Source organism: Serratia sp. N21D137, from assembly GCF_047530005.1.
GTDB classification, from domain to species: Bacteria; Pseudomonadota; Gammaproteobacteria; order Enterobacterales; family Enterobacteriaceae; genus Chania; species Chania fonticola_B.
In genome coordinates this window covers 119,095-145,425 of the sequence record NZ_JBLJAJ010000003.1, presented here as the reverse complement: position 1 = coordinate 145,425, position 26,331 = coordinate 119,095, and the positions used below count along the sequence as shown (strand labels likewise).

At 55.1% G+C, this 26,331-nt stretch carries 21 protein-coding genes; 17 read left to right on the top strand and 4 right to left on the bottom strand.

Annotated features, from left to right (window positions below; translation table 11 throughout):
• The first annotated feature begins 3 nt into the window (after window positions 1-3).
• The gene (thrC, locus tag ACMV5H_RS03885; RefSeq protein ID WP_094982169.1) at window positions 4-1,293 is read left to right on the top strand and encodes a threonine synthase; all 1,290 of its coding nucleotides are present in this window, start codon (window positions 4-6) and stop codon (window positions 1,291-1,293) included.
• A 43-nt stretch (window positions 1,294-1,336) separates the two neighbouring features.
• On the opposite strand, the gene yaaA is transcribed toward thrC, so the two are convergent.
• Window positions 1,337-2,110 (bottom strand): peroxide stress protein YaaA, encoded by a 774-nt coding sequence (gene yaaA, locus ACMV5H_RS03880; protein ID WP_059199707.1) that lies wholly within the window; start codon window positions 2,108-2,110, stop codon window positions 1,337-1,339.
• A gap of 100 nt (window positions 2,111-2,210) precedes the next feature.
• Window positions 2,211-3,644, bottom strand: a complete 1,434-nt coding sequence (locus ACMV5H_RS03875) for an alanine/glycine:cation symporter family protein (protein ID WP_115159052.1) — start codon at window positions 3,642-3,644, stop codon at window positions 2,211-2,213.
• Between the two features lie 377 nt (window positions 3,645-4,021).
• Here ACMV5H_RS03875 and tal point away from each other — a divergent pair, with 377 nt between their 5' ends.
• The 3 genes from tal (at window position 4,022) to ACMV5H_RS03860 (ending at window position 7,121) form a co-directional block, all read left to right on the top strand.
• Window positions 4,022-4,975 (top strand): transaldolase, encoded by a 954-nt coding sequence (gene tal / locus ACMV5H_RS03870; RefSeq protein ID WP_024483582.1) that lies wholly within the window; start codon window positions 4,022-4,024, stop codon window positions 4,973-4,975.
• A 137-nt stretch (window positions 4,976-5,112) separates the two neighbouring features.
• Complete coding sequence (gene mog / locus ACMV5H_RS03865; protein WP_024483581.1) at window positions 5,113-5,700, top strand: molybdopterin adenylyltransferase; 588 nt, start codon at window positions 5,113-5,115, stop codon at window positions 5,698-5,700.
• A 128-nt stretch (window positions 5,701-5,828) separates the two neighbouring features.
• Window positions 5,829-7,121 carry an MFS transporter gene (locus tag ACMV5H_RS03860; protein ID WP_179248457.1) on the top strand — a complete coding sequence of 431 codons (1,293 nt, stop codon included), beginning with the start codon at window positions 5,829-5,831 and terminating at the stop codon, window positions 7,119-7,121.
• A gap of 71 nt (window positions 7,122-7,192) precedes the next feature.
• On the opposite strand, the gene satP is transcribed toward ACMV5H_RS03860, so the two are convergent.
• A complete protein-coding gene (gene satP, locus ACMV5H_RS03855; RefSeq protein WP_039995478.1) occupies window positions 7,193-7,792 on the bottom strand; it encodes an acetate uptake transporter in 600 nt (199 codons plus the stop codon).
• Window positions 7,793-7,853: 61 nt separating this feature from the next.
• Here satP and ACMV5H_RS03850 point away from each other — a divergent pair, with 61 nt between their 5' ends.
• From ACMV5H_RS03850 to nhaR, 5 genes are all read left to right on the top strand, one after another.
• On the top strand, window positions 7,854-8,024 hold the full coding sequence (locus tag ACMV5H_RS03850) for a hypothetical protein (RefSeq protein WP_166734064.1): 171 nt from the start codon (window positions 7,854-7,856) through the stop codon (window positions 8,022-8,024).
• A gap of 91 nt (window positions 8,025-8,115) precedes the next feature.
• On the top strand, window positions 8,116-10,032 hold the full coding sequence (dnaK, locus tag ACMV5H_RS03845; RefSeq protein WP_021179252.1) for a molecular chaperone DnaK: 1,917 nt from the start codon (window positions 8,116-8,118) through the stop codon (window positions 10,030-10,032).
• A 105-nt stretch (window positions 10,033-10,137) separates the two neighbouring features.
• Window positions 10,138-11,268: a molecular chaperone DnaJ gene (dnaJ, locus tag ACMV5H_RS03840; protein WP_021179253.1), complete on the top strand. Its 1,131-nt coding sequence runs from the start codon at window positions 10,138-10,140 to the stop codon at window positions 11,266-11,268.
• 279 nt (window positions 11,269-11,547) lie between these two features.
• Window positions 11,548-12,714: a Na+/H+ antiporter NhaA gene (gene nhaA / locus ACMV5H_RS03835; protein WP_059199710.1), complete on the top strand. Its 1,167-nt coding sequence runs from the start codon at window positions 11,548-11,550 to the stop codon at window positions 12,712-12,714.
• 179 nt (window positions 12,715-12,893) lie between these two features.
• Window positions 12,894-13,793 carry a transcriptional activator NhaR gene (gene nhaR / locus ACMV5H_RS03830; RefSeq protein WP_021179255.1) on the top strand — a complete coding sequence of 300 codons (900 nt, stop codon included), beginning with the start codon at window positions 12,894-12,896 and terminating at the stop codon, window positions 13,791-13,793.
• 66 nt (window positions 13,794-13,859) lie between these two features.
• Here the strand turns inward: nhaR and rpsT are convergent, their stop codons facing one another.
• Entirely contained in the window at window positions 13,860-14,123 is a 264-nt protein-coding gene (rpsT, locus tag ACMV5H_RS03825; protein WP_024527210.1) for a 30S ribosomal protein S20, read from the bottom strand.
• Window positions 14,124-14,558: 435 nt separating this feature from the next.
• Between rpsT and ribF the strand changes: the two genes are divergently transcribed.
• From ribF to carB, 8 genes are all read left to right on the top strand, one after another.
• Entirely contained in the window at window positions 14,559-15,497 is a 939-nt protein-coding gene (gene ribF / locus ACMV5H_RS03820) for a bifunctional riboflavin kinase/FAD synthetase (protein ID WP_024483575.1), read from the top strand.
• Window positions 15,498-15,527: 30 nt separating this feature from the next.
• A complete protein-coding gene (gene ileS / locus ACMV5H_RS03815) occupies window positions 15,528-18,344 on the top strand; it encodes an isoleucine--tRNA ligase (protein ID WP_094982166.1) in 2,817 nt (938 codons plus the stop codon).
• A gap of 13 nt (window positions 18,345-18,357) precedes the next feature.
• Entirely contained in the window at window positions 18,358-18,864 is a 507-nt protein-coding gene (gene lspA, locus ACMV5H_RS03810) for a signal peptidase II (RefSeq protein ID WP_024527207.1), read from the top strand.
• A gap of 1 nt (window position 18,865) precedes the next feature.
• On the top strand, window positions 18,866-19,336 hold the full coding sequence (gene fkpB, locus ACMV5H_RS03805) for an FKBP-type peptidyl-prolyl cis-trans isomerase (protein WP_414821480.1): 471 nt from the start codon (window positions 18,866-18,868) through the stop codon (window positions 19,334-19,336).
• A complete protein-coding gene (gene ispH / locus ACMV5H_RS03800) occupies window positions 19,317-20,270 on the top strand; it encodes a 4-hydroxy-3-methylbut-2-enyl diphosphate reductase (protein ID WP_021179261.1) in 954 nt (317 codons plus the stop codon). The genes fkpB and ispH overlap by 20 nt, the downstream gene beginning before the upstream one ends.
• Before the next feature lie 372 nt (window positions 20,271-20,642).
• Window positions 20,643-21,464, top strand: a complete 822-nt coding sequence (gene dapB / locus ACMV5H_RS03795; RefSeq protein WP_021179262.1) for a 4-hydroxy-tetrahydrodipicolinate reductase — start codon at window positions 20,643-20,645, stop codon at window positions 21,462-21,464.
• A gap of 469 nt (window positions 21,465-21,933) precedes the next feature.
• Window positions 21,934-23,082 carry a glutamine-hydrolyzing carbamoyl-phosphate synthase small subunit gene (gene carA, locus ACMV5H_RS03790; protein ID WP_115159055.1) on the top strand — a complete coding sequence of 383 codons (1,149 nt, stop codon included), beginning with the start codon at window positions 21,934-21,936 and terminating at the stop codon, window positions 23,080-23,082.
• A gap of 18 nt (window positions 23,083-23,100) precedes the next feature.
• Window positions 23,101-26,322: a carbamoyl-phosphate synthase large subunit gene (gene carB, locus ACMV5H_RS03785; protein WP_414821479.1), complete on the top strand. Its 3,222-nt coding sequence runs from the start codon at window positions 23,101-23,103 to the stop codon at window positions 26,320-26,322.
• Window positions 26,323-26,331: the final 9 nt, after the last annotated feature.

The following is a 26,331-nucleotide window of genomic DNA, read 5'->3' as shown; positions in this document are numbered from 1 at the left end:
CGCATGAAACTGTACAATCTGAAAGATCATAACGAACAGGTCAGCTTCGCGCAGGCTATCAAACAGGGCCTGGGTAAGCAGCAAGGGCTGTTTTTCCCGCTGGAACTGCCAGAATTCGAACTGACCGAGATTGATAAGCTGCTGGAGATGGACTTTGTCGCTCGCAGCAGCAAGATCCTGTCCGCTTTTATTGGCGACGAGATTGGCGAAGAAGCGCTGTACAAGCGGGTGAAGGCCGCGTTTGAGTTCCCGGCCCCGGTGGCGCAGGTGGAGAGCGATGTCGCCTGTCTGGAGCTGTTCCACGGCCCGACGCTGGCGTTCAAAGACTTCGGCGGCCGCTTTATGGCGCAGATGCTGGCGGAAGTCGCGGGCGATCAGCCAGTAACCATCTTGACTGCAACCTCCGGTGATACCGGCGCTGCCGTTGCCCATGCCTTCTACGGCCTGAAAAACGTGCGCGTGGTGATCCTCTATCCACAGGGCAAGATCAGTTCGCTGCAGGAAAAGCTGTTCTGCACGTTGGGTGGCAACATCCACACCATTGCTATCGATGGCGACTTTGACGCTTGCCAGGCGTTGGTGAAGCAGGCGTTTGACGATCAGGAACTGAAAGAGGCCGTACACCTGAACTCGGCCAACTCGATCAATATCAGCCGCCTGCTGGCGCAAATCTGCTACTACTTTGAAGCGGTGGCGCAACTGCCGCAGGAAGCCCGCAATCAGTTGGTGATTTCCGTGCCAAGCGGCAACTTTGGCGACCTGACCGCCGGGCTGTTGGCGAAATCCCTGGGGCTGCCGGTGAAACGCTTTATCGCCGCCACCAACGCTAACGACACCGTGCCACGCTTCCTGACTACTGGCCAATGGCAGCCAAACGCCACCGTGGCGACGTTATCCAACGCGATGGACGTCAGCCAGCCTAACAACTGGCCGCGTGTGGAAGAGTTGTTCCGCCGTAAAATCTGGCAGTTGAAGGAGTTGGCTCATGGCGCGGTGAGTGATGAAACCACCAAAGAAACCATGAAAGAGTTGGCTGCCTTGGGCTACCTTTCAGAGCCTCATGCGGCGATCGCCTACCGCGTTCTACGTGATCAACTGCAAGCAGGGGAGTTTGGCCTGTTCCTGGGCACGGCACATCCGGCCAAGTTCAAGGAAAGCGTCGAAGAGATCCTTGGCCAGGAGTTACCGCTGCCACAGGCCTTGGCGGTGCGTGCACAGTTGCCGCTGTTGTCGCATAACATGGCAGCGGACTTTGCCGCGCTGCGTCAATTCATGATGACGTTGCCAGTCTGACAAAACCCGTTCCCTCTCCTTGTCGGGAGAGGGAACGGATTGCTCATTGCTCAGGGCGTTTGAATACCAGCTCATTACCCGCCGAAGCCGCTTCATCGAAGGCATACCCTTCCAGATTGAAATCAACCAGCTGTTCTCTGCGCTCCAAGCGATTTTTGATGATAAAGCGGCTCATCAGCCCACGCGCTTTCTTGGCGTAGAAACTGATGACTTTGTACTTGCCGTTTTTCTCGTCCAGGAATACCGGTTTGATCAGTGAACCGTGCAGCTTGGCCGGTTTTACCGATTTGAAGTATTCATCCGAAGCCAGGTTCACCACCACATCATCGCCTTGTTGCTCCAGGGCCTGATTCAGTTTCTCGGTGATCCGATCGCCCCAGAAGCTGTACAAGTCTTTGCCCTTCGGGTTCTCCAGCTTGATCCCCATCTCCAGCCGGTAAGGCATCATCAGGTCCAGCGGGCGCAGCACCCCGTACAGGCCAGAGAGCATCCGCAGATGCTGCTGTGCGAAGTCGAAATCCTCTTCGCTGAAGTCTTGCGCCTGTAAGCCGGTATAAACGTCGCCTTTAAACGCCAGCAGCGCCTGACGAGCATTGTCCGGGGTGAAGTCAGGCTGCCATTCGCCAAAGCGTGCGGCATTCAGGCCCGCGAGCTTATCGCTGATGCTCATCAGGCCGGAAATTTGCGCCGGGGTCAGCTTACGGCAGAGTTTGATCAGCTTTTGCGACTGATCCAACAATTCGGGCTGGGTAAAGCGTTCGGTGGCTAACGGGCTTGCATAATCCAGGGTTTTGGCAGGTGAAATAATAATGAGCATGGTCACATCCTGTTATCAACATGTGGCTACTGTAGCAAAAAGCGCGCAAGACCAGGAGGTATGGCTGTGATAGGGCGCACTTTACGCACGCCCTGCAGGATTAACGCTGCCTGGTCGGCTTCCAGATCCCCGGTTCGAGTTGAGATCCCAGCTCCGGGTAGTGGTTGATGTCAAAGGTGGGCAGCTTGCCGAGTGAACGCTGGTGGTTGTAATCCTTGGCCAATGTGAAGGCCACGTCGGACAGTAACAAGATAGCGGTCAGATTGGTGATCGCCATCAGCGCCATCGAGATGTCCGCCATTTTCCACACCGTGGATAATTCTGCCATCGAACCAAACATCACCATGCCCAAGGCAAAGCAGCGGAAAATCGTCAGCTTGGTCGGATGGTGGTGCTTGAGGAAGATCAGGTTGTTCTCGGCATAGGCATAATTGGCAATGATAGAGGTAAAGGCAAACAGGAAAACGGCGATCGCAACAAAGGGCGCGCCCCAGGAACCGACGGCGCTGGCCATGGCCCGCTGGGTCAGATCGATACCGCTGATGTCGGACGGGGGATTATCCAGTGCACCAGAGGCCAAAATAATCGCCGCCGTTGCGCTGCAAATGACGATGGTATCGACAAATGCGCCAAGCATTTGCACATAGCCCTGCGAGGCAGGGTGTGGCGGATAAGGAGTCGCGGAAGCGGCCACGTTGGGGGCAGACCCCATCCCGCCTTCGTTAGAAAACAGCCCGCGTTGTATACCTTGCGTCATGGCCTGTGAGATCCCGTAGCCCAGGGTGCCGGCAGCAACTTCCTGCAGGCCAAAAGCGCTTTTGAAGATCAACGCCAGGATGGCAGGCATATGCTCAATATTCAGGCCGATGATCCACAGCGCCAGCAGCAGGTAAGCCAAGGCCATAAACGGCACGATTTTTTCTGCGACGCGGGCGATGGAACGAATACCGCCGAAGATCACCATGGCACTCAGGACCACCAATACTATGCCGGCGTACATGGGGTCGATGTTGAAGGCCACGGAACTGGCCAGGGCGATGGAGTTGGCCTGTACCGCATTGAACACCAGGCCGAAAGCGATCAGCAGGAAAATGGAGAACATCACACCCATCCAGCGCATTCCCAAGCCTTTTTCCATATAGTAGGCCGGGCCACCACGGTATTGGCCGTTATCGTCTTTGGTTTTGTAAAGCTGCGCCAGGGTGCTCTCAATGAAAGAGGTCGCCATGCCGATAAACGCGATCACCCACATCCAGAAGATGGCACCGGGGCCGCCAGCCGTAAGCGCTATCGCCACGCCGGTAAGGTTGTTGGTGCCGACACGAGCGGCAAGTGAAGTACATAGCGCCTGGAAGGACGAAATGCCCGCACCGTCGCTTTTGGTGCTGTTCTTCAACACGGAAAACATGTGGTTGAAGTGACGAATTTGAATAAAGCGGGTACGCAAGGTGAAGTAGATGCCGGCACCCAACAGCAAATAGATCAGTACTGAACCCCACAAGATGTTATTGATAAAGTTAATCAGATCCGTCACGTGTTTCTCCTTGTTAAGATTACTGCTCCTCAGGTTCTTCGACTCCGGTGCGGAAAACTTGAGTCAGTTCTCGACAAGAACTTGGCTAAAATCATCCCATTGACGGGAATTACAGCCTTCTTTTGGGTTTTTCGGTGAATAAAACAGCGGCGGGAATTTAACATAATTTCCAGGGGGGATAGCGCGTTAATGCCGTGGCATTGCTTCGGTAATGGCGAATTATCGGTGCGTAACCGGTTGCTCGCACAAGGATAAAACAACCGCCGCCAGCGCGTGATTTTCCTGCCTTGCGCCGGGCTACGTGCATGTTATTATCAGGACAAGGCATGGTTGAACGATGCCAAAAGTTCATGCACAAACGATGAGATAATGCCAACATGACCGATAAATTAACGTCCCTACGCCAGCTGACTACGGTAGTTGCGGATACGGGTGATATCGCTGCAATGAAGCTATATCAACCGCAAGATGCCACCACCAACCCTTCGCTGATCCTCAATGCAGCGCAAATTCCTGAATACCGCAAACTGATCGATGAAGCCATTGCCTGGGCACGTGAGCAGAGCAGCGATCGCGATCAGCAGGTTGCCGATGCCGCAGACAAGCTGGCCGTCAACATTGGTCTGGAGATCCTGAAACTGGTCCCGGGCCGCATTTCCACCGAAGTGGACGCGCGTCTGTCTTATGATACCGAAGCCAGCGTTGCCAAAGCCAAGCGCCTGATCAAACTGTATAACGAAGCGGGCATCAGCAACGATCGCATCCTGATCAAACTGGCCTCCACCTGGCAGGGCATCCGTGCCGCCGAGCGCCTGGAAAAAGAAGGCATCAACTGTAACCTGACGCTGCTGTTCTCCTTCGCTCAGGCGCGTGCCTGCGCCGAAGCTGGCGTGTACCTGATCTCGCCGTTCGTTGGCCGTATTCTTGACTGGTACAAAGCCAATGGCGACAAGAAAGAGTTCGCCCCGCACGAAGATCCGGGCGTGGTTTCAGTGTCTGAAATTTATCAGTATTACAAGCAGCACGGCTATGAAACCGTGGTGATGGGTGCCAGCTTCCGTAACGTCGGTGAAATCATCGAACTGGCGGGCTGCGATCGTCTGACCATCGCACCTGCACTGCTGAAAGAGCTGGCAGAGAGCGAAGGTGCACTGGAGCGTAAACTGTCTTATACCGGCGAAGTGAAAGCGCGTCCGGCACCGCTGACCGAGCCTGAGTTCTACTGGCAGCACAACCAGGATCCAATGGCGGTTGAGAAACTGACCGACGGTATCCGCAAGTTTGCCGTAGACCAGGGCAAGCTGGAAAAAATGATCGCCGATCTGCTGTAACAGCGGCAATCAATCAGCGCAGAAGGTGGCCTCGGCCACCTTTTTTTATACCTGAATATCCACCTCATTGAGCAAACACCCTATACTCCCGTGATGAATCTCCCTTGGGTAACCGGGGCATAAAACAGAGGTAAAACATGGATACATTACGCATTGGTTTGGTTTCTATTTCGGACCGCGCTTCAGGGGGCGTTTATCAGGATAAAGGGATCCCGGCGCTGGAAGAGTGGCTGGGCAGCGCTTTGGCGACGCCGTTCACCCTGGAAACCCGGCTGATCCCCGACGAGCAGACGCTGATTGAGCATACCCTGTGTGAGCTGGTTGATGAAATGGGCTGCCATCTGGTGTTGACTACCGGCGGCACCGGCCCGTCCCGGCGTGACGTGACTCCCGATGCTACCCTGGCAATTGCCGATCGGGTCATGCCGGGTTTTGGCGAGCAAATGCGCCAAATCAGCCTACACTATGTGCCAACGGCAATTCTTTCACGTCAGGTTGGGGCGATCCGTAAACAGGCGTTGATCATCAACCTGCCGGGGCAACCCAAATCGATTAAAGAAACGCTGGAAGGGGTGAAGGACGAGGCAGGCAAGGTGGTGGTGCACGGTATTTTTGCCAGCGTGCCTTATTGCATCCAACTGCTCGAAGGCCCCTATGTAGAGACCCACGAGGCCGTGGTAGCAGCATTTCGTCCCAAGAATGCGCGGCGCGAGATAAATCTCTAAATTTCAGCAATCTGCGGGATAACCTTCAGCGCATCTGGTGTGAAAGTATTTTGCCGTTATAGTAAGAAACTTTTTACAGTTAGCCATTATGCTTTCTGTGTCTTTCCTGTTTCCTCTAACGGTATCTTATGCATCACGATAATAATCGCCGGCTCAACCGGCAAGATTATAAGACTCTGACGTTGGCTGCTCTGGGCGGTGCGTTGGAGTTTTATGATTTCATCATTTTTGTTTTCTTTGCTGCGGTAATGGGCGACCTGTTCTTCCCGGCGGATATGCCTGAGTGGCTGCGCCAGGTGCAGACCTTTGGTATCTTTGCTGCGGGCTACCTGGCTCGGCCATTGGGCGGCATTATCATGGCGCACTTCGGCGATCTGGTGGGCCGTAAAAAGATGTTCAGCCTGAGCATCCTGCTGATGGCGTTACCGACGCTGGCGATGGGGATGCTGCCCACCTACGCCAGTATCGGTATTGCCGCACCGTTGCTGCTGCTGTTGATGCGGGTTCTGCAAGGCGCGGCGATCGGGGGGGAAGTCCCTGGTGCCTGGGTATTTGTGGCGGAGCATGTGCCGCGCAAACGCGTTGGTTTTGCCTGTGGCACGCTCACCGCTGGCCTGACGGCCGGTATCCTGCTCGGCTCGCTGGTGGCCACCATCATCAATACCACGCTCAGCCAACAGGCCATTCATGACGGTGGCTGGCGTATTCCGTTCTTCCTGGGCGGTATCTTTGGTCTGTTCGCCATGTATCTGCGCCGCTGGTTGCAGGAAACCCCAATCTTTATCGAGATGCAGGCGCGTAAGGCGCTGGCAGAAGAGCTGCCGCTGAAATCGGTGGTGATGAATCACCGCAAAGAGATCGCGGTCTCGATGCTGCTGACCTGGCTGTTGTCGGCAGGCATTGTGGTGGTGATCCTGATGACGCCAACCTACCTGCAAAAACAGTTTGCCATAGCCCCGGCGCTGTCATTGCAGGCCAACAGCATCGCCATCATCATGCTGTTTGCTGGCTGTATCGTCTCTGGTTCGGCGGCGGACCGCTTTGGCGCCAGCAAAACCTTTATCGTCGGCAGTGTGCTGTTGGCAGGGTGCAGTTGGCTGTTCTATCAGTCGGTGGCAACACATCCAGAAATGCTGTTCGCCACCTACGCGCTGGTTGGCTTCAGTGTGGGGATCGTCGGTGCGGTGCCTTACGTGTTGGTGCGGGCTTTCCCGGCGGAAGTGCGATTTAGCGGGATTTCGTTCTCCTACAACGTGGCATACGCGATTTTTGGGGGTTTAACCCCGGTATTTGTCACGCTGATCATGAAGTTAACCCCGTTAGCGCCCGCTTACTATATGCTGGCGTTATCGACGCTCGGCCTATTACTCGGGATCTACCTGCGTCGCGACCTGAACAGTGAAAAAACAGTCTTGAACTAAGCGATTTTCGCCCAATAAAAAACCCTGCGATTAAACACCGCAGGGTTTTTTTATATCACGTTAGTACGGATTTATGCGGTAACAGCTGCGGGTGTTGCCTGCTGAGCTTCCACCGGGCCGATTGGCAGTACGGTGCGGCCCAACTGTTCGTTGATCACCTCAGCCATTGCCAGATAGATCGCGCTGGCACCACAGATAATGCCTTCGTAACCGGCGAACGTCAGGATCGCGTGGTTACCGGTAATGTTGCCGACGGCCAGCAGTGCGAACAGCACGGTCAGGCTGGCAAACACAAACTGCAACCCACGGTTGGTACGCAGCGTGCCGAAGAACATGAACAGGGTGAAGACGCCCCACAGTGCAAGGTAGATGCCGAGGACGTTCGCGTCGGTCGGTTCTGCCAGGCCCATGCGTGGCAGCAGCAGGATGCCTACCAGGCTCAGCCAGAAGCAGCCGTAAGAGGTGAAGGCGGTCAAGCCGAAGGTGTTGCCTTTCTTGAACTCAAGAATACCGGCAAAAATCTGAGCCATGCCACCGAAGAAAATCCCCATACTGATGATGACGGAAGTCAGTGGGAAAAAGCCCGCGTTGTGCAGGTTCAGCAAGACGGTAGTCATCCCGAAGCCCATCAGACCCAGGGGGCCGGGATTTGCCAACTTGTTGGAGTGCATATGTCCTCTGCGATAACAGAATTGTAACGAAAATGGATAGGTAATTTAATAATTGGTCTGAATGGCCGAAAAACCCATAACTTCCATCAGAGCGCGCGGCATCATAATGATCCCCACGCCAGGAAACAATGATCTGGCTGCGGATAAAAACGAAATTTTTTTTGCCCTGCCCCTTGATGCTGGTGTGGATGGCCCCATCTTATTGGCAACCGCAGTTGCTGACCGCGGGTAACACTGAGATGCCGGGCAGTTGAAAAGCAAAAAAACGCCCGCATATAGTTAGCAACCTGACCGATTATGAATTTATTAGTGGAGATGTTTAGATGGGCAAAATTATTGGTATCGACCTGGGTACAACCAACTCTTGTGTAGCAATTATGGATGGTGGCAAGGCGCGCGTGCTGGAGAATGCCGAAGGCGATCGCACCACTCCTTCAATCATCGCATATACCCAGGATGGTGAAATTCTGGTTGGCCAGCCTGCTAAGCGTCAGGCTGTTACTAACCCACAGAACACCCTGTTTGCGATCAAGCGCCTGATTGGCCGTCGCTTCCAGGATGAAGAAGCACAGCGTGACAAGGCTATCATGCCTTACAGCATCGTTGCTGCCGATAACGGTGACGCCTGGCTGGAAGTGAAGGGCCAGAGAATGGCACCACCGCAGATCTCTGCGGAAGTCCTGAAGAAAATGAAGAAAACGGCGGAAGATTACCTGGGTGAGCCGGTAACTGAAGCGGTTATCACCGTTCCTGCCTACTTCAACGATGCTCAGCGTCAGGCGACCAAAGATGCTGGCCGTATCGCAGGTCTGGAAGTGAAACGTATCATCAACGAACCTACTGCTGCGGCCCTGGCTTATGGCCTGGACAAAGAAGTGGGCAACCGTACCATCGCGGTTTATGACCTGGGTGGTGGTACTTTCGATATCTCAATCATTGAGATCGACGACGTTGACGGTGAAAAAACCTTCGAAGTTCTGGCGACCAACGGTGATACCCACCTGGGTGGTGAAGACTTCGACAGCCGCCTGATCAACTATCTGGTGGAAGAGTTCAAGAAAGAGCAGGGCATGGATCTGCGCAACGATCCGTTGGCGATGCAGCGTCTGAAAGAAGCCGCTGAAAAAGCCAAGATCGAGCTGTCCTCCGCTCAGCAGACCGACGTCAACCTGCCGTACATCACTGCAGATGGCAGCGGTCCAAAACACATGAACATCAAAGTGACCCGTGCAAAACTCGAGTCGCTGGTAGAAGATCTGGTTGCTCGTTCTATCGAGCCGCTGAAAGTGGCACTGAAAGATGCTGGCCTGTCGGTTTCTGACATTCAGGACGTGATCCTGGTCGGTGGCCAGACCCGTATGCCTATGGTTCAGAAGAAAGTTGCTGATTTCTTCGGTAAAGAACCACGTAAAGACGTTAACCCGGACGAAGCGGTAGCCGTTGGTGCTGCGGTTCAGGGCGGTGTGTTGGCCGGTGATGTGAAAGACGTATTGCTGCTGGACGTTACCCCACTGTCACTGGGTATCGAAACCATGGGCAGCGTGATGACGCCGCTGATCACCAAAAACACCACTATCCCGACCAAGCATAGCCAGGTGTTCTCTACTGCCGAAGACAACCAGGCAGCGGTGACCATCCATGTGCTGCAGGGTGAGCGTAAACGTGCCAATGACAACAAGTCACTGGGCCAGTTCAACCTGGACGGCATCCAGCCGGCACCACGCGGTATGGCACAGATCGAAGTCACCTTCGATATCGATGCTGACGGTATTCTGCACGTGTCTGCGAAAGACAAGAACACCGGCCGTGAGCAGAAGATCACCATCAAGGCGTCTTCTGGTCTGAACGAAGAAGAAATCCAGAAAATGGTACGCGATGCCGAAGTGAACGCTGAAGCTGACCGTAAGTTCGAAGAACTGGTGCAAACTCGTAACCAGGCGGATCACCTGATCCACGGTACCCGTAAGCAGTTGGAAGAAGCGGGTGAGCAATTGCCAGCTGAAGACAAAACCGCTATCGAGAGCGCGCTGAAAGATCTGGAAGCGGCGGTGAAAGGCGAAGATAAAGCCGAAATCGAAGCGAAAACCCAGGCTCTGGTGCAGGTTTCCGGCAAGCTGATGGAAATGGCCCAGGCGCAAGCGCAGCAGGCACAGGGTGCTGATGCCGGTGCAGACAACGCGGCGCAGAAAGACGACGACGTGGTTGACGCCGAGTTTGAAGAAGTTAAAGACAAAAAATAATCGCCCTTAAGCGGGCACGGTGCGGCCACAGGCCGTAACCGGAAACCAGCACGGGCGTCGAGGCAACTCTACGCCCGTGCACGCATGTTAAGGGTAAGAGAAATAATGGCGAAGAGAGATTATTACGAGGTGCTCGGCGTTGCCAAGACGGCAGACGAGCGCGAAATCAAAAAGGCGTATAAGCGCCTGGCGATGAAGTATCACCCTGATCGTAATCAGGAAAAAGACGCCGAAAGCCAGTTTAAAGAGGTCAAGGAAGCCTACGAGGTCCTGACCGACGATCAAAAACGTGCTGCCTACGATCAATACGGCCATGCGGCCTTTGAGCAAGGTGGTATGGGCGGTGGTGGTGGCTTTGGTGGCGGCGGTGCCGACTTCAGCGATATCTTTGGCGACGTGTTTGGCGATATCTTTGGCGGCGGACGCCGTCAACGTGCTAGCCGTGGATCCGATTTGCGTTACAACATGGATCTGACGCTCGAAGAAGCCGTGCGTGGCGTGACCAAAGAGATCCGTATTCCAACGCTGGAAGAGTGTGATGTCTGCCACGGTAACGGTGCCAAGCCGGGCAGTTCGCCGGCAACCTGTCCGACCTGTCATGGTCAGGGTCAGGTGCAGATGCGCCAAGGGTTCTTCACCGTGCAGCAGGCTTGTCCGCACTGCCACGGGCGTGGTCAGATCATCAAGGATCCGTGCAACAAATGTCACGGCCATGGTCGCGTAGAGAAATCCAAAACCCTGTCGGTGAAAATCCCGGCGGGCGTAGATACTGGCGACCGCATCCGCCTGGCGGGTGAAGGTGAAGCTGGCGAACACGGCGCGCCAGCAGGCGATCTGTACGTTCAGGTTCAGGTGAGTGCTCACCCGATCTTCGAACGTGAAGGCAATAATCTCTACTGCGAAGTGCCGATCAACTTTGCTATGGCTGCCTTGGGTGGCGAGATTGAAGTGCCAACGCTGGATGGCCGCGTCAAGCTGAAAGTCCCGGCGGAAACTCAGACCGGTAAACTGTTCCGCATGCGTGGCAAAGGGGTGAAATCGGTACGGGGTGGCAGCCAGGGTGACCTGCTGTGCCGCGTGGTGGTAGAAACGCCGGTGAGTCTGAACGAGAAGCAGAAGCAACTGCTCAAAGAGTTGGAAGAGAGCCTGGGTGGCCCTTCTGGGGATAAAAACAGCCCGCGTTCGAAAAGCTTCTTCGACGGCGTGAAAAAGTTTTTTGACGACCTGACTCGTTAATCAACGTTTTCCACGCATCAACCCTCAAACCCCGGTCTAAGCAAACCGGGGTTTTTTTATCTTTGATGTATGAAAGTCCCTATTAAAAGTGTGATATATAGCGCGAATAAGTCGGTTTTTACGAGTTGTTTTGCATTTATAAACTGATTTTTTCGAGGTGATTCCTCGACTATACTCGTTTCATTGTCTGGAAACCGGGGCGCTTTGCCCCCATTATCTATGCCCTATGGATTTCGAGTCGCAGCTTGAAAGACGACGGGCATTTTGGAGCGACTTACTGTGACTACTATTATTCGTCAATTTCTGCGTCAAGAAGCCGCTGGGGGCATTATTCTGATCGCTGCCGCCGTGGTGGCTTTGATCATGGCTAATACCCCCGTACAGGGGCTGTATCAGGCCTTCCTTAACTTACCCGTGGCGGTCAGCATCGCCTCGCTGGACATTGCCAAACCGCTGCTGCTGTGGATTAACGACGGTTTAATGGCTATCTTCTTCCTGGTGGTGGGGCTTGAAGTCAAACGTGAACTGCTGCAAGGTTCCCTGGCTGGGCGTGAGAAGGCCATCTTCCCGGCGATTGCCGCGTTAGGCGGCATGCTGGCTCCGGCGCTGATCTATCTGCTGTTCAACGGTGCCGATGAAGTAACCCGCCAGGGTTGGGCGATCCCGGCGGCAACGGATATTGCCTTTGCCTTGGGCGTGATGGCCTTACTGGGCAACCGGGTGCCGACCAGCCTGAAAGTATTTTTGCTGGCCTTGGCGATTATCGATGACCTTGGGGTCATCATCATTATCGCGTTGTTCTACACCCATCAGGTCTCGATGGTGGCGCTGGGCGTTGCGGCTGCGGCGATCGTGGTATTGGCGCTAATGAACTGGCGGGGAGTGGGTAAAACCTCGCTGTATATGATGGTCGGATTGGTGCTGTGGGTTGCGATCCTCAAGTCGGGTGTTCACGCTACGCTGGCAGGGGTGATTGTCGGCTTTATGATCCCGCTGAACGCCAAGAGTGAGCCTTCGCCCTCCGAAACCCTGGAGCATGAGCTGCACCCATGGGTCGCCTTCCTGATCCTGCCGCTGTTTGCCTTTGCCAACGCGGGTGTCTCGTTGCAAGGGGTGTCCTTGAGCGGGTTGACTTCACTGTTGCCGCTGGGGATTGCTGCCGGGCTGTTTATCGGCAAGCCGCTGGGGATTTTCGTCTTCTGCTGGCTGGCGGTGAAACTGGGGATTGCCCGTTTGCCGCAGGATATCGGCTTTAAACAAGTGTTTGCCGTGGCCGTGCTCTGTGGTATTGGTTTCACCATGTCGATTTTTATTGCCTCATTGGCCTTCGCCGAGGCGGATGTGGCTCTCAGTACCTATGCCAAATTAGGCATACTATTGGGATCGACCAGCGCTGCGGTAGTGGGTTACGGCCTGCTGCGTTTGAGTTTGCCCCGCAGCCGATGACCTTTGTGTTTACCCCTCGTTGCTGAAGGGCTATTACAATAGTAGCGGCAGCGTGGCTTCGTCAGCCACGCTGCACTTGGGATTAAAGATAACTTTGCGTTGTCCGAAATTAACGATAGGGAGTTTGTCGCTCATCACGGCAGACCGTTTGCCGATGAGAAACCTAAGGAGAGAACGTTTTGAGAATGTCTCATATCAACTTTAACCATCTGTATTACTTCTGGCAGGTCTGCAAGGAGGGGTCGGTCGTGGGAGCGGCGGAAGCCCTGTTCCTCACGCCGCAGACCATCACTGGCCAAATCAAGGCACTGGAAGAACGGCTCAACGGTAAGCTGTTCAAACGCCAGGGGCGCGGGCTGGTCCCCTCCGAGCTAGGCCAACTGGTGTTCCGCTATGCCGACAAGATGTTTATGCTCAGCCAGGAAATGCTGGATATCGTCAACTACCGCAAGGAGTCCAACCTGCTGTTTGACGTGGGCGTAGCGGATGCGCTATCCAAACGTCTGGTCAGCCAGGTGTTGGAAACTGCGGTGGTAGTGGACAATGAGCAAATCCACCTGCGCTGTTTTGAATCAACCCATGAGATGCTGCTTGAGCAACTGAGCCAGCATAAACTGGATATGATCCTGTCGGATTGCCCGGTCGACTCCAGCCAGCAGGAAGGCTTGTTTTCGCTTAAGCTGGGGGAGTGTGGGGTCAGCTTCTTCTGTCGTCAGCCGATACCCGATTTACCGTTTCCGGCCTGTCTGGAACAGCGCCGCTTGTTGATCCCGGGAAGGCGTTCAATGCTGGGGCGCAAGCTGCTTAACTGGTTCAACACGCAAGGTATCAAGGTTGAGATACTGGGGGAGTTTGACGATGCAGCCCTGATGAAGGCTTTCGGCCTGTACCACAATGCGATCTTCGTGGCGCCAACGCTGTATGCGCTGGATACCTATAGCGATGATGACGTGGTGGAGATCGGCCGTGTCGATAGCGTGCAGGAAGAGTATTACATCATTTTTGCCGAGCGAATGATCCAGCATCCGGCGGTACAGCGGGTATGCAACAAGGACTTCTCGGCGCTGTTCGCGCTGTAGGCTTGAACGCCAGGCGTAAAAAAACCGGCCGAAGCCGGTTTTTTTAACAAGCACACAACGTAATGCTTATTGCATTGCGTTGATACGCGCCGTCAGGTTTGACTTATGACGCGCTGCTTTGTTTTTGTGGATCAGGCCTTTAGCTGCCTGGCGATCCACAAGTGGTTGCATTACGAGGAATGCTTTTTGTGCTGCGTCTTTGTCGCCAGCTGCGATAGCTGCGTCAACCTTCTTAATGAAGGTACGCACCATTGAGCGACGGCTAGCGTTATGCTTGCGACGTTTCTCAGACTGTATGGCGCGTTTCTTAGCTGATTTGATATTAGCCAAGGTCCAACTCCCAAATATATATATTGAGGACAATTCAAAGGCCGAGGAATATGCCCTTTTAGCCTTCGTTTGTCAATGGATTTGTGCAAATAAGCGCCGTTTGTACGGGCGGCACTTGCTACGTTGTGATGGCGCAGGATTTTACCAGCTTCAGCCATGGGAATACAGTGTTTCACGAGAAAAATCGCCATGTGATTTGCATCACAGTCTGCAAGCTGTTGGTCCTGGTGGGTTATCCCCCGTCTTTCAAGCGTCGGCCAGAAGCCAAGCTCGCTATCAGCGCGCTAATATAGCACGCATTGGGCCAGATAAACGGTGGTTAAGGCGATTATCCTCCGGTATGGTATGACTATTACATCAAAGGAACCAATCGCGGGTTAACCTTGACCGCTGTACAAGGTATAATCCGCCGATTTCCACTGTGTTGGGCCAGCTATGCAGCTAATTCGCGGCATCCATAATATCCGGGCACGCCACCGTGGCTGTGTGCTCACCATCGGCAATTTTGACGGCGTCCATCGCGGTCATAAGGCGCTATTGGGGCAGTTGAAGCAGGAAGGACGGCGTCTGGGGTTACCGGTCATCGTCATGATCTTTGAGCCGCAGCCGCTGGAACTGTTTGCCGCGGATAAGGCTCCGGCCCGCCTCACGCGCTTGCGTGACAAAGCCAAATACCTGGCGCAGGCCGGGGTTGATTACCTGTTGTGCGTCAAGTTTGATCCCCGCTTTGCCGCCCATACCGCTCAGGCATTCGTTGCCGAGCTGCTGGTCGAAAAGCTGGGGGTAAAATTCCTGATGGTGGGGGATGATTTCCGCTTTGGTGCTGGTCGCCAGGGGGATTTCCCGCTGTTAGAGCTTGCCGGGCAAGAATTCGGCTTTGAGGTGGTCAGCACGCCAAGCTTCCGTGAAGGCGATCTGCGTATCAGCAGCACCGCCATCCGCAATGCGTTGCGTGATGATGATTTGCCGCTGGCAGAAACCCTGCTGGGGCATCCTTACAGTATTTCCGGGCGCGTAGTGCATGGCGATGAACTGGGGCGAACCATTGGTTTCCCAACCGCCAACCTGCCGCTCAAACGCCTGGTTGCCCCGGTGAAAGGGGTATATGCCGTCGATGTTTATGGCCTTGGCCCCGAGCCTTTGCCGGGCGTGGCCAATATTGGCACTCGCCCAACGGTGGCAGGTGTACGTCAGCAGTTGGAAGTGCATCTGCTGGATGTAACCATGGATCTTTACGGGCGCCACCTTGATGTGGTGCTGCGCGCAAAATTGCGCAATGAACAGCGTTTTGCTTCGCTCGATGCGCTAAAGCAGCAAATCGCCAATGATGTGGTGACGGCCCGGACGTTCTTCGGGCTACAGACACCGGCTTAATCTACGAACCGAAACGAGATCGAGAATCTAATGAGTGACTACAAGAATACCCTGAACTTGCCGGAAACAGGGTTCCCGATGCGTGGCGATCTCGCCAAGCGTGAACCTGGCATGCTCGCACGTTGGTATGAACAGGATCTGTACGGGATCATTCGTGCCGCCAAAAAGGGCAAGAAATCCTTCATTCTGCATGACGGCCCTCCGTATGCGAATGGCAGCATTCACATTGGTCACTCGGTAAACAAGATCCTCAAAGACATTATTATCAAGTCAAAAGGGATGGCTGGCTTTGATTCGCCTTATGTTCCAGGCTGGGACTGCCACGGTCTGCCTATCGAACTGAAGGTTGAGCAACTGTATGGCAAACCGGGTGAGAAACTGACACCGGCAGAGTTCCGCCAGAAATGCCGTGAATATGCTGCCGAGCAGGTAGAAGGCCAGAAGAAAGACTTTATCCGTCTGGGGGTGCTGGGCGACTGGGATCATCCGTACCTGACCATGAATTTTAAAACCGAAGCCAACATCATCCGTGCGTTGGGCAAGATCATCAGTAATGGTCATCTGCTCAAAGGCGCCAAGCCGGTGCACTGGTGTACGGACTGCGGTTCTTCCCTGGCGGAAGCAGAAGTTGAATATTACGACAAAACCTCGCCATCCATCGACGTCGCGTTTCATGCGGTTGATGCGGCGGCGGTGGCCAGCAAGTTTGGTGTAACCAACGTGAATGGCCCGGTGTCACTGGTGATCTGGACGACCACACCGTGGACGCTGCCTGCCAACCGTGCGATCTCGCTGAATGCAGAGTTCAGCTACCATCTGGTACAGGTTGAAGGTCAATGCCTGATCCTGGCAGCGGACCTGGTAGAAAGCGTGATGAAGCGTGCAGGCATTACCCATTGGGAAGTGCTGGGCAGCTGCAAGGGCAGCGATCTGGAACTGATGCGCTTTACCCATCCGTTTATGGGCTTTGACGTGCCGGCGATCCTGGGCGATCACGTTACGCTGGATGCCGGTACCGGTGCCGTACATACCGCTCCTGGTCACGGCCCGGATGACTTCATCATCGGCCAGAAATACGGCCTGGAAGTCGCCAACCCGGTTGGCCCGAACGGCTGCTACCTGACCGGCACCTATCCAACGCTGGACGGTAAATTCGTGTTCAAGGCCAACGATCTGATCGTTGAGCTGCTGCGTGAGAAAGGCGCTCTGCTGCACGTGGAAAAACTGCAACACAGCTACCCGTGCTGCTGGCGCCACAAAACGCCGATCATTTTCCGTGCCACGCCGCAATGGTTTATCAGCATGGATCAAAAGGGGCTGCGCAAGCAGTCACTGGAAGAGATCAAGGGCGTGCAGTGGATCCCGGATTGGGGCCAGGCGCGTATCGAAACCATGGTGGCTAACCGTCCAGACTGGTGTATCTCACGTCAGCGTACCTGGGGCGTTCCAATGTCCCTGTTCGTGCATAAAGACACCGAGCAGCTTCACCCACGCAGCGTAGAGCTGATGGAAGAAGTGGCCAAGCGTGTTGAGCAGGACGGGATCCAGGCCTGGTGGGATCTGGACGCTGCCGATATCCTCGGTGCCGAAGCGGCCGATTATGTGAAAGTGCCCGATACGCTGGACGTTTGGTTTGACTCAGGTTCAACCCATTCTTCCGTGGTTGACGTGCGTCCAGAATTCAACGGCCACTCTGCCGACATGTATCTGGAAGGTTCCGACCAACATCGTGGCTGGTTCATGTCATCGCTGATGATTTCGACCGCGATGAAGGGTAAGGCGCCTTACAAAGAAGTGCTGACCCATGGCTTTACCGTCGATGGTCAGGGCCGCAAAATGTCCAAGTCAATCGGCAACACCGTCAGCCCGCAGGACGTGATGAACAAGCTGGGTGGGGACATTCTGCGCCTGTGGGTCGCTTCTACCGACTACACCGGCGAGATTGCGGTTTCCGACGAAATCCTCAAGCGTGCTGCCGATTCTTATCGCCGCATCCGTAATACCGCGCGTTTCCTGCTAGCCAACCTGAACGGGTTTGATCCAAGCACTGACTGCGTGGCACCGGAAGAGATGGTGGTACTGGATCGTTGGGCCGTAGGCCGTGCAATGGCCGCACAGCAGGATATCGAGCAGGCCTATGCCAACTACGATTTCCACGAAGTGGTGCAGCGCCTGATGCAGTTCTGCTCGGTAGAAATGGGGTCCTTCTATCTGGACATCATCAAAGACCGTCAGTACACCGCGAAAAGCGACAGCGTTGCCCGCCGCAGCTGCCAGACCGCTCTGTTCCACATTGCAGAAGCGCTGGTACGTTGGATGGCACCGATCATGTCGTTTACCGCCGATGAAATCTGGGCCTTCCTGCCAGGCAAACGCGCGCAGTACGTGTTTACCGAAGAGTGGTATGACGGTCTGTTCGGGCTGGCGGCAGGCGAAGGCATGAACGATGCGTTCTGGGCCGATCTGCTGAAAGTGCGTGGCGAAGTGAACAAGGTGCTGGAACAGGCACGTGCGGACAAGCACATTGGCGGTTCGTTGGAGGCGGCGGTTACGCTGTATGCCGATAGCGATCTGGCAGCACGCCTGAACAGCCTGCAGGACGAACTGCGCTTTGTGTTGCTGACCTCATCGGCCAGCGTAGCACCGTTTGCCGATGCTCCTGCCGATGCGCAGCAAAGTGAACTGTTGAAAGGGCTGAAAATTGCGTTCAGCAAAGCGGATGGTGAGAAGTGCCCGCGCTGCTGGCATTACACCACCGATGTCGGCCAGGTGGCGGAGCACGCAGAACTCTGCGGCCGCTGTGTGACCAACGTAGCCGGTGACGGCGAAAAACGTAACTTTGCCTGAGATCAAGCGCCTGATGAGTAGACCGATAAGTTCGACCGGCTTGCGCTGGCTATGGCTGGTAGTGGTGGTGCTGGCGCTGGATTTTTTCAGCAAACAGTGGATCCTGAGTAACTTCGTGCTGGGCCAGACCCAGCCGTTGTTCCCGTCAATCAACCTGTACTACGCCCGTAACTACGGTGCGGCGTTCAGTTTCCTGGCGGATCACGGTGGCTGGCAGCGCTGGTTCTTTGCCGGTATTGCGGTCGCCATCGTGGTGGTGCTGCTGGTGATGATGTATCGCAGCAGTGCCCAGCAGAAGCTGAATAATATCGCCTATGCCTTTATTATCGGCGGTGCGCTCGGCAACCTGTTTGATCGGCTGTGGCATGGCTTTGTGGTCGATTTCATCGACTTTTATATCGGCAACTGGCATTACCCGACCTTCAATCTGGCGGACAGCTTTATCTGCGTCGGTGCCGCCATGATCGTGCTGGAAGGGTTCTTGCCAGCGAAGAAAAGCGTCAACAGCGAAGGTAAGTGATATGACGGCTCAGGTTAACGGCAACAGCGCAGTGCTGGTGCATTTCACGCTGAAACTGGCAGATGGAACGACCGCGGAATCCACCCAGGGCAACAGCAAACCCGCGCTGTTCCGCCTGGGCGATGGCAGCCTGTCTGCTCCGTTGGAACAGCAGTTGATCGGTTTGCGGGTAGGGGACAAATGTGCGTTTACCCTGCAACCGGAAGCCGCGTTCGGTGCGGAGAACCCGGATCTCATCCAGTTCTTCTCACGCCGCGACTTCAACGAAACCGGCGTGCCGGATGTCGGTACCATCATGCTGTTTACCGCCATCGACGGCAGTGAAATGCCTGGCGTGGTGCGCGAAGTGGCGGAAGATTCGATCACCGTTGATTTCAACCATCCGTTGGCGGGGCATCCGGTGACCTTCGATATCGAAGTGCTGGAGATCGACCCGCAGCAGGAGGAAGCGCATGCAAATATTGCTGGCTAACCCGCGTGGCTTCTGCGCCGGGGTTGATCGTGCGATCAGCATCGTAGAACGTGCGCTGGAGATTTATGGCGCGCCGATTTACGTCCGTCACGAAGTGGTACATAACCGCTACGTGGTCGAAAGCCTGCGTGAGCGCGGTGCGGTATTTATCGAAGAGATCGCGGAAGTGCCGGATGGCTCGATCCTGATTTTCTCCGCCCACGGTGTGTCACAGGCAGTTCGGGCCGAGGCCAAAGCCCGCGATCTGACCATGCTGTTTGATGCTACCTGTCCGTTGGTGACCAAGGTGCATATGGAAGTGGCTCGGGCCAGCCGTAAGGGCACCGAAGCAATCCTGATTGGCCACGCCGGGCATCCGGAAGTGGAAGGCACCATGGGCCAGTACAGCAACCCTGAGGGGGGCATGTACCTGGTTGAGTCGCCGGAAGATGTCTGGCAATTGCAGGTGAAGAACGAACATAACCTGTGCTTTATGACCCAGACCACGTTATCGGTGGACGATACTTCTGACGTGATCGATGCGTTGCGTAAGCGCTTCCCGGATATTATCGGGCCGCGTAAGGACGATATCTGCTATGCCACCACCAACCGTCAGGAAGCGGTGCGCAGCTTGGCAGGTGATGCCGACGTGGTGCTGGTAGTGGGGTCGAAGAACTCGTCCAACTCCAACCGCTTGGCGGAACTTGCCCAGCGTGTGGGTAAACCAGCCTATCTGATCGACTCGGCGGCGGACATTCAGGAATCCTGGTTGAAAGACGCCAGCAACATTGGCGTCACCGCCGGAGCCTCTGCGCCGGACGTGCTGGTTCAGGACGTCATCAGTCGCTTGAAAGCCTTGGGCGGCAAGGATGTGCATGAGCTTAGCGGCCGTGAAGAGAACATCGTGTTTGAAGTGCCGAAAGAACTGCGCATGGATATCAAGCAGATCGACTGATCGTTGCCAATATCATTAAGTAACGGGAAGCCTTGGCTTCCCGTTTTGCGTTTTAACTAGCTGTAATTAATGGCTCCCACCGGCATCAGGCTTCAGGTGTCGCAGTATTGAGCTCGCCCATTAGCGTGCAGAATGAGCAAAAATCGACTTTATCGCCATTCATCGCAATGCATAAATAGTGCATGATTATGTAGCAACAGAAGGTTGACGCTAATCGGGTAATTGTTAATCAATTGACAGCGTTACTGATAACATATCGGGCATATCATAATTTTCTAATCCGTAAGCAAATCCTCTGGTAGTGATAGGGTAGGGAAGTTACCCTGAACCCATAGCCGAGGAGTGGCTTTTGACCATAAAAGAGAGCGAAGTATGACTGATTCACAAATCCGCATCGCGATTGCGGGTTCCGGTGGCCGCATGGGGCGCCAATTGATACAGGCCGTGCAGCAGGCACAGGGCGTGGTATTGGGTGCAGCACTGGAGCGCCCGGGTTCTAGCCTGGTTGGTACAGATGCCGGCGAACTGGCTGGTGTTGGCGCAGTAGGTGTCACCGTCAGCGATAACCTGGAAAAGGTCGTCAATGATTTCGATATCCTGATCGATTTCACCCGCCCGGAAGGCACTCTGGCCCATCTGGCGTTTTGCGTGGCCCACGGCAAAGCCATGGTGATCGGTACCACCGGCTTTGATGATGCGGGTAAAGCGGCTATTCAGGCCGCTGCGCAGCAGATTGGTATCGTGTTTGCCGCCAACTTCAGCGTGGGTGTCAACGTGGTGCTCAAGCTGTTGGAAAAAGCGGCCAAGGTGATGGGCGATTATACCGATATCGAAATTGTGGAAGCTCATCACCGCCACAAGGTAGATGCTCCTTCAGGAACGGCGTTAGCCATGGGCGAGGCGATTGCCGGTGCTTTGGGACGCGATCTGAAAGAGTGTGCGGTTTACGAGCGTGTGGGTTATACCGGCGAGCGCGATCCAAAGAGCATCGGCTTTGCCACCATTCGTGCCGGGGATATAGTGGGTGAACATACCGCCATGTTTGCCGATATTGGCGAGCGAGTAGAGATCACCCATAAAGCCTCAAGCCGGATGACGTTTGCCAATGGCGCGGTCCGTGCCGCATCCTGGATCTCAAACCAGCATAATGGGCTGTTTGATATGCGAGACGTGCTCGGTTTAGACCAGTTATAATTTATTGAACACCATCGTGATGTGGTTGTGTTGATCATAATGATATGATAATCGGACAATAATTTTATTGTCCTTTTTTTTAACATTAAAAATGAGGCTTACGATTAATTTTAATGCTGTAATCTGTTTTTGTTGGCGTTATCCAGTCTTAATCCTGTTTATTCCGTCATCTTTATTGCTCCCCACACCGATTTTAGCTGTTTTAAGCTATTTTTTCTGTCACTGTGTCTCGCAACCGTTTACTCGGCCTAGTTTGCTGATGTTTTTGTGCCTGTGACCCCATTAAAACCCTGAGGTCAGCAAAAATAATGGAAAAAATGGCGCTTTATCTAGACAAGCGGGACGCTCATCATTAAAATGCGCCCAATTTGCCAAAAATTGGCCTTGAGGGCGGTTTTTGCATTGATTTAGGGCGTGAAATCTGAATTAATATGCAAATATTGTGATTGATTATTCCTCGGAGGGTGTTTTGATTAAGTCAGCGCTATTGGTTCTGGAAGACGGAACCCAATTCCACGGTCGGGCCATCGGGGCAGAAGGTACGGCAGTGGGGGAAGTGGTCTTCAATACCTCGATGACCGGTTATCAAGAAATCCTCACTGATCCTTCCTACTCCCGCCAGATCGTTACTCTTACTTATCCTCATATCGGCAATGTCGGCACCAATGATTCCGACGCAGAATCCTCCGCTGTTCATGCTCAAGGCCTTGTCATCCGCGACCTGCCACTGATTGCCAGCAACTACCGCAACGAAATGGGCCTGGCCGATTACCTCAAGCGTCACAATATCGTGGCGATTGCCGATATCGATACCCGCAAGCTGACCCGCCTGCTGCGTGAGAAAGGCGCACAGAACGGCTGTATCATCGCGGGCGACCTCACCGATGCCGAACTGGCGCTGCAGAAAGCCAAGGCTTTCCCTGGCCTGAAAGGCATGGACCTGGCGAAAGAGGTCACCACCAAAGAGGCTTACGCCTGGCAACAGGGGAGCTGGACGCTGGAAGGCGATTTGCCGGAGGCCAAACCTGCGGGCGAACTGCCTTACCATGTGGTGGCCTACGATTACGGCGCCAAGCGCAACATCCTGCGCATGTTGGTGGATCGCGGCTGCCGCCTCACCGTGGTGCCAGCGCAAACCCCTGCAGAAGACGTGTTGAAAATGGCTCCGGACGGCATCTTCCTGTCCAACGGCCCTGGTGACCCAGAGCCTTGCGATTACGCCATCAGCGCCATCAAACGCTTCCTGGAAACCGATATCCCGGTATTTGGTATCTGCCTGGGCCACCAACTGTTGGCGTTGGCCAGCGGTGCCAAAACCATGAAGATGAAGCTTGGCCACCACGGCGGTAACCACCCGGTGAAGGATCTGGATAACAACACCGTGATGATCACCGCGCAGAACCATGGCTTTGCCGTTGATGAAAATAATCTGCCGAGCACGTTGCGGGTCACGCATAAATCCCTGTTCGACCACACGGTGCAGGGCATCCATCGTACCGATAAAGCCGCGTTCAGCTTCCAGGGGCACCCAGAAGCCAGCCCAGGCCCGCACGATGCCGCGCCGCTGTTCGATCACTTTATCGAACTGATTGAGACTTACCGTACCAACGCCAAATAATCAGGAGCCAGAAAAGCCATGCCAAAACGTACAGATATAAAAAGCATCCTGATCCTCGGCGCTGGCCCGATCGTTATCGGCCAGGCGTGTGAATTTGACTACTCTGGTGCCCAGGCGTGTAAGGCGCTGCGTGAAGAAGGTTACCGCGTCGTACTGGTCAACTCGAACCCGGCCACCATCATGACCGACCCCGAAATGGCCGATGCCACCTATATCGAGCCGATCCACTGGGAAGTGGTGCGTAAAATCATCGAGAAAGAGCGCCCGGATGCGGTGCTGCCAACCATGGGTGGGCAAACCGCACTGAACTGTGCGTTGGAGCTGGAACGGCAGGGCGTATTGGCCGAGTTCGGCGTTACCATGATCGGCGCTACCGCCGATGCCATCGACAAAGCTGAAGACCGCCGCCGTTTCGATATCGCCATGAAAAAAATTGGCCTGGATACGGCGCGTTCCGGCATTGCCCATAATATGGAAGAAGCGTTGGGGGTGGCCGCCGATGTGGGCTTCCCTTGCATTATCCGCCCGTCATTCACCATGGGCGGCACCGGTGGTGGTATCGCCTATAACCGTGAAGAGTTCGAAGAGATCTGCGAACGCGGTCTGGATCTGTCCCCGACCAAAGAGCTGCTGATTGACGAATCGCTGATCGGTTGGAAAGAGTATGAGATGGAGGTGGTGCGCGATAAGAATGACAACTGCATCATCGTCTGCTCGATCGAAAACATCGATGCCATGGGTATCCATACCGGTGACTCCATCACGGTGGCTCCAGCGCAAACGCTGACCGACAAAGAATACCAAATCATGCGTAACGCCTCGATGGCGGTACTGCGTGAGATCGGCGTGGAAACCGGCGGCTCCAACGTGCAGTTCTCGGTGAACCCGAAAACCGGCCGCCTGATCGTGATTGAAATGAATCCACGCGTATCCCGTTCATCGGCGCTGGCCTCGAAAGCCACCGGCTTCCCGATTGCCAAGATCGCCGCCAAGCTGGCGGTGGGTTACACCCTCGATGAGCTGATGAATGACATCACCGGTGGCCGTACGCCGGCCTCCTTTGAACCTTCCATTGACTACGTCGTCACCAAAATCCCGCGCTTCAACTTCGAGAAGTTTGCCGGAGCCAACGATCGCCTGACCACCCAGATGAAGTCGGTCGGCGAAGTGATGGCGATTGGCCGCACCCAGCAAGAGTCGTTGCAGAAAGCGCTGCGTGGGCTGGAAGTGGGTGCGACCGGGTTCGATCCGAAAGTGAGCCTGGACGATCCGGAAGCCTTGACCAAGATCCGCCGTGAACTGAAAGATGCCGGTTCAGATCGCATCTGGTATATCGCCGATGCTTTCCGCGCCGGTCTGTCCGTCGATGGCGTGTTCAACCTGACCAACATCGACCGCTGGTTCCTGGTGCAGATTGAAGAGCTGGTGCGTCTGGAAGAGCAGGTTGCCGAAGCGGGCATCAACGGCCTGAACGCTGATTTCCTGCGTACGCTCAAGCGTAAAGGTTTTGCCGATGCGCGCCTGGCCAAGCTGGCTGGCGTAGCGGAAAGCGAAATCCGCAAGCTGCGCCACAGCTTCAACATGCATCCGGTCTACAAGCGTGTGGATACCTGTGCGGCAGAGTTTGCAACCGACACCGCCTACATGTATTCCACCTACGAAGACGAGTGTGAATCCAACCCGACCAACGATCGTCCGAAAATCATGATCCTGGGCGGTGGCCCGAACCGTATCGGCCAGGGCATCGAGTTCGACTATTGCTGCGTACACGCCTCGCTGGCGCTGCGCGAAGACGGCTACGAGACCATCATGGTCAACTGTAACCCGGAAACCGTCTCTACCGACTACGACACCTCGGATCGCTTGTACTTCGAGCCGGTGACGCTGGAAGACGTGCTGGAAATCGTGCGCATCGAGAAGCCAAAAGGCGTGATCGTGCAGTACGGCGGGCAAACCCCGTTGAAACTGGCGCGTGAGCTGGAAGCGGCAGGCGTGCCGATTATCGGCACCAGCCCGGATGCGATTGACCGTGCCGAAGACCGTGAGCGCTTCCAGCAGGCGGTTAACCGCTTGGGCCTGAAGCAGCCGGCCAACGCCACCGTGGCAACCATCGAGCAGGCGGTTGAGAAAGCGGCCGGTATCGGTTATCCGCTGGTGGTTCGTCCATCCTACGTACTGGGTGGCCGCGCGATGGAGATCGTTTATGACGACATCGACCTGCGCCGTTACTTCCAGAATGCGGTTAGCGTGTCCAACGATGCGCCAGTGCTGCTGGACCGCTTCCTGGACGATGCGGTAGAAGTGGATGTGGATGCTATCTGTGACGGCGAGCGCGTGCTGATTGGTGGCATCATGGAGCATATCGAACAGGCTGGCGTCCACTCCGGTGACTCCGCTTGTTCACTGCCAGCCTACACGCTGAGCAAAGATATCCAGGATGTGATGCGCCAGCAGGTAGAAAAACTGGCGTTTGAACTGCAGGTTCGTGGTCTGATGAACGTGCAGTTTGCGGTGAAGAACAACGAAGTCTACCTGATCGAAGTGAACCCACGTGCCGCGCGTACCGTGCCGTTCGTTTCCAAGGCGACCGGCGTAGCGCTGGCAAAAGTGGCGGCACGTGTGATGGTCGGTAAATCACTGGCCGAACAAGGCGTGACTGAAGAGGTCATCCCGCCGTACTACTCGGTCAAGGAAGTGGTGCTACCGTTCAACAAGTTCCCAGGCGTTGATCCGATCCTCGGGCCAGAAATGCGCTCGACCGGTGAAGTGATGGGCGTTGGTCGCACCTTCGCTGAAGCCTTCTCCAAGGCGATGTTGGGCAGTAATTCCGGCATGAAGAAAGGCCGTGCGCTGCTGTCGGTGCGCAGTGGGGACAAGGCTCGCGTTGTGGATTTGGCTGCCAGCCTTCTCAAACAGGGCTTTGAACTGGATGCCACCCACGGCACCGCAGTGGTGCTGGGCGAAGCGGGGATTAACCCGCGCCTGGTCAACAAGGTGCATGAAGGGCGTCCGCACATTCAGGATCGCATCAAGAACGGCGAGTACACCTACATCGTGAATACCACGGCGGGGCGTCAGGCGATTGAAGACTCCAAGCTGATCCGCCGCAGTGCACTTCAGTATAAAGTGCACTACGACACCACGATGAACGGCGGCTTTGCCACCTCGATGGCGATGAAGGCCGATCCAACCGAGCAGGTGACTTCGGTGCAGGAACTACACGCACGTATCACCAAGTAAGTTAATAAC

Bases quoted from the DNA above. Each gene is read 5' to 3' on its own strand.
- dapB (WP_021179262.1), top strand. From the start codon at position 20,643: ATGACTGATTCACAAATCCGCATCGCGATTGCGGGTTCCGGTGGCCGC.
- satP (WP_039995478.1), bottom strand. From the start codon at position 7,792: ATGCACTCCAACAAGTTGGCAAATCCCGGCCCCCTGGGTCTGATGGGC.
- carB (WP_414821479.1), top strand. From the start codon at position 23,101: ATGCCAAAACGTACAGATATAAAAAGCATCCTGATCCTCGGCGCTGGC.
- yaaA (WP_059199707.1), bottom strand. From the start codon at position 2,110: ATGCTCATTATTATTTCACCTGCCAAAACCCTGGATTATGCAAGCCCG.
- fkpB (WP_414821480.1), top strand. From the start codon at position 18,866: ATGACGGCTCAGGTTAACGGCAACAGCGCAGTGCTGGTGCATTTCACG.
- lspA (WP_024527207.1), top strand. From the start codon at position 18,358: ATGAGTAGACCGATAAGTTCGACCGGCTTGCGCTGGCTATGGCTGGTA.
- thrC (WP_094982169.1), top strand. From the start codon at position 4: ATGAAACTGTACAATCTGAAAGATCATAACGAACAGGTCAGCTTCGCG.
- ribF (WP_024483575.1), top strand. From the start codon at position 14,559: ATGCAGCTAATTCGCGGCATCCATAATATCCGGGCACGCCACCGTGGC.
- ispH (WP_021179261.1), top strand. From the start codon at position 19,317: ATGCAAATATTGCTGGCTAACCCGCGTGGCTTCTGCGCCGGGGTTGAT.
- ileS (WP_094982166.1), top strand. From the start codon at position 15,528: ATGAGTGACTACAAGAATACCCTGAACTTGCCGGAAACAGGGTTCCCG.
- ACMV5H_RS03860 (WP_179248457.1), top strand. From the start codon at position 5,829: ATGCATCACGATAATAATCGCCGGCTCAACCGGCAAGATTATAAGACT.
- mog (WP_024483581.1), top strand. From the start codon at position 5,113: ATGGATACATTACGCATTGGTTTGGTTTCTATTTCGGACCGCGCTTCA.
- tal (WP_024483582.1), top strand. From the start codon at position 4,022: ATGACCGATAAATTAACGTCCCTACGCCAGCTGACTACGGTAGTTGCG.
- dnaK (WP_021179252.1), top strand. From the start codon at position 8,116: ATGGGCAAAATTATTGGTATCGACCTGGGTACAACCAACTCTTGTGTA.
- ACMV5H_RS03850 (WP_166734064.1), top strand. From the start codon at position 7,854: ATGGCCGAAAAACCCATAACTTCCATCAGAGCGCGCGGCATCATAATG.
- dnaJ (WP_021179253.1), top strand. From the start codon at position 10,138: ATGGCGAAGAGAGATTATTACGAGGTGCTCGGCGTTGCCAAGACGGCA.